Source organism: Streptococcus sp. GMD6S (assembly GCF_000297015.1).
In genome coordinates this window covers 1-3,961 of the sequence record NZ_AJRH01000086.1, presented here as the reverse complement: position 1 = coordinate 3,961, position 3,961 = coordinate 1, and the positions used below count along the sequence as shown (strand labels likewise).

The 3,961-nt window shown below is 36.9% G+C and carries 2 protein-coding genes; both read right to left on the bottom strand.

All coding sequences use genetic code 11. The annotated features are described in order from the left end of the window. On the bottom strand, positions 1-2,880 hold a 2,880-nt coding region (locus GMD6S_RS08460), incomplete at its 3' end, for a Cna B-type domain-containing protein (RefSeq protein ID WP_000653335.1). Between the two features lie 592 nt (positions 2,881-3,472). Further along, the coding region (locus GMD6S_RS08455) for a prealbumin-like fold domain-containing protein (RefSeq protein WP_000326117.1) at positions 3,473-3,961 on the bottom strand (489 nt) is incomplete at its 5' end.

Here is a 3,961-nt window from a genome sequence, read left to right as displayed (position 1 = left end):
GGTGATTGTTGAAGTATATCCTTTCACAACCACTTCTTTGACAGTATACTTGATTAGTTTACCATTTTCATACTTAGGAAGTGCTTTTGATTCGAACTTCCAACCAGTTTTTTCTGAAACTTCAATTTCTTGAACAACTTTGTCGCCGTTAAGAATTTGAACTTTCACAGATGTTGTACGTTTGCCGTCTTGGTTGTTGTTATCTTTCCACACCTTAGTTCCTGAAAGGATAACTGTATCTGGATTGTGAGTGTTAGTCACTACTTGACCAGTTACAGAGGCTTCATAGCCAGCTGGCACATCCACTTCCTTGATTGAGTATGTGATTTCTTTACCAGCTTCGTATTGTGGAAGATTTGTGAAGGATGCTACCCAAGTGTTAGCGTCGGTCTTATCCTTAGCTGTCAAGGTTAATTTCTTACCTTCAACGGCTACTGGATCAGCATCTCCTACTTTTTTATAAAGTTGAACCGTTACGGACTCAGGACGTTTGCCGTCTTGGTTATTAGCGTCGTTCCATACTTTTGTTACCTTGTAGTCGATTGCTTTAGGAGCATATTTGTTTGTGATGGTAAAGTCTGTAATAGTAGATTCGTATTCTGCTACGGCTTCTTCTGTTACAGTGTATTTGATTTCTTTACCAGCTTTATATTTTGCTAATTTCGTGAATTCGACAGTCCATGTTCCGTCTGCAGCAGCCTGAATTTCTTTCGAATCAACTTTCTGACCGTCTGCTAAAAGATTGATTGTAATCTTAGTCGGACGTTTGCCGTCTTGGTTATTAGCGTCATCCCAGTTCTTAGTTGCTTTTACATCAACTGTTTCTGGTGAATAGCTATTTGTGATAGTGAATCCTGATGCAGCATCACCAGTAATTTCAGAAGTATAACCAGCAACAGTTACTTCTACTACAGTGTACTGAATAGGTGTTCCGCCTTTATCAGCATCAAGGTTTGTGAAGCTTCCAGTCCAACCGTTTGCGGCATTGAGCTCAAGTGTCTTACCAGTATCTTGACCATCCGCAAGCAATTTAACTGTGACAGAAGTTGGACGTTTACCGTCTTGGTTGTTCTCGTCCTTCCATACTTTCTTCACAGGAACTTCCGTTTTTGCTGGAGTGTAAGTATTCTCAAAAGCTTTTTCATCATCGTAAGAAACAGTTGCTTCAAGTGCACCTTTGCCCTTATCTACTACAGTAACTGTAGCCGTGATAGTTTTAGTGTCGTACTTGATGCTTGTATCACTGCCAGCTTTTTCAGCAATTTTAAAGGTATAAGTCCCTGCTTTGTCGAATTCCAATTCTGAGAAAGCAATGTTTCCGTCTTTGTCATTCTTCACAGTTTCTTTCACCTTACCATCTTGGTCTGTTAAAGTGAATTCAAACTCTTCAGCCTTCAACTCACGACCTGTAAGTTTTTTATTAGCTTTAATCTTGGCTTTAGCTTTGCTACGTTTATTTGTAACTGTTTTGATAGCTCCATCTTGTCCAACAGTCATCTCAAATGGAGTAGGATTTAACTCATATCCCTCAGGAGCCTCAATTTCGGTTACCGTAAAGTTCCCTTTCTTGATATCACTTTCTGAGTAAATAGATGATTCAGCAATTCCGTCATCATTTGTCGTTACAATTTCCTCTTTAGCCGTAGCTCCTGCCGGAGGAGTAATCTTGAATTTTGCTCCTTTTAGACGGTCATGAGTCAGCTCGTCGACCTTGTAAAGAATGATACGGTACCCTGTTTCTAACTGAATTGTACCGCCAGAAGCAACGACTGAGTTTCCGATTTGCTTAACGACTGTCTTATTACTATAGTCGTCATATGTTAGAATCTGGTCATCACCCTTCATTTCAGCATTGTTTTGGACTTGCGTGCCATCCGCTGGAGCACTTGTTTTATAATTAATTCGAAATGCTGCTGGTTTCCCGTTCTTCGCAAGAATTGAAGATGCATTGTTAATTGTTAAAGTAAATTCTGTGTAAGAATCATTCCATTTTACTTGGTAATCCTTACCAGCTTCTAAAACCACTTCATCTTTCAAATAATAATATTGATCATACCAACCTGCCGTGACGCTAAATGTTTCAGGAATCATTTGCATTGGTGAAGCATTTGGATCTACCCAGTCATGAATTTCAATTTTATTATAGGCTGCTTGTTTCGGATTAACACGAACATACCAGCTGTGTAAGTATTTTCCACTCTTATTTAGAGCCTTGGATGTCCAATCCTCTTTGTAAATCAAACCATGATATTTATTGAAATTAGCTCGACCGATTCCTTCAGAATAATCAGCCGTATCACCTTTTTTAACCTTGATTTGATGGGTGATTTCATTTATGGTTTCCGTTTTATCAAAACGGAGCGTTTCATTGCTTAATTCATTTTTAGAACTAAAACCAACAAAGAAATTTCCTTTAACGTTTTGGACTTGATAGCCACCTTTTTTCTCAAGATAGGTTTTCAGATTTTTTAATGTAATAGTCGCCTTACCACCATTATTATCCCCGTTTGATACAATTTGAGTTTCTCCGATAACGAGATCTGTTTCCTTATCTTTTAAATCAAAAGTTTCATTTCTAACAGTTAAAGGGCTCGGAACAGTAAAGGTAAAGGTATCACCGTCCTCTAATTTACCATCATAGGCGCTCAAATCGTAATCAACAGTGAATTTATAATTTGAGTAGTTATGATGTTCAGGAGAAAGTGTATAAACACCATTCGCATCCGGTTTTATAAACTTACCATTATCAACCTCCCAAATACCAATATTACTGATAACGTTCTTCAGTTCCTTTGCTTGAACTGAATTTGGAGCAAAGATCATCCCTAGCAAACAGGCCAGAGAAGTTAGGATGGGTAACCAAAATTTCTTGTCCTTCATAATCTTCCTTTCTAAATTACCGAAAACATTAAAACGACAAACTATGATTATAAAATCTCAACACTCATCTCCTTTCGAATTCGTTGAAATCCATGAGGGTTATTGAATAAGTTACATCATATTAACATGTTTCATAACTATATGTGAGTGCAATATTTATCATATTTGTTCTATTTTTAATATAGAAACCTCCTTTAGTTTCATTATAAAACAAAATTAACTTTTTTTGTAATATTATGAGGTTATTGCCTTTTGAAAATATTGACACAGTGTAAAATTATTGCCATAAAAACTAATTCTTTCATCAGACTGAAGTTTCTTTAAGTATAGTGTACACTTACGAACAACTTCTCTTTTAAACAAACAGAAAGAAACATTGAACTAAACATTCCATTTATTTATAAGTTTGATATACCTTAATAATTATCCAAACTATTTTATATAAGTAAAAATCAGAAGAAATCTAGTAATAGTCATATCCCATCCTGATAAATAGTTTAATTTAGCATATTTCATTATTCTGAACCATAAAAAAAGACCAGGGGGTTATCCCTGATCTTTCATTACTGTACTTATTGGCTACTAAATGAGATTAGTCTTCTTTTCTTCGTTTAGTTGCTACAAGACCTGCACCTAAAGCTAGAAGAGCTAAACCTGCTGCTAATGCAGCTTGTCCAGATTCGCTTCCAGTGTTTGGTAGGTTAGGATTTTCTGGTTCAGTTTGGTCCGTTACTACTAACTTACCATCCTTAAACTCAACCTGATTTCCACTAGCATTTACCACTGTTACAGTTCCGTCGTAGTTAACTTGGAATGTAATATCTGTTACTGCTAAGTATCCAGTTGGAGCGGCTTCTTCATGGAAAGTATATACTCCTGGAGTCAAATCAAGTACATGTGATTGATTGGCTTTTGAAGTCCATTCAGCCACAGGACTACCTGCAACTTTTTCTCCACGGAAAATTTGGATTTTTGCACCCGCGATTTCTTCACCCGCTAGATTTACCTTGCTGAAGGTAATCTTACGTGGAAGGTCATCGTCTTTGTCGGTTACAGTTACTGTTGAGCCATTTGTAACGAC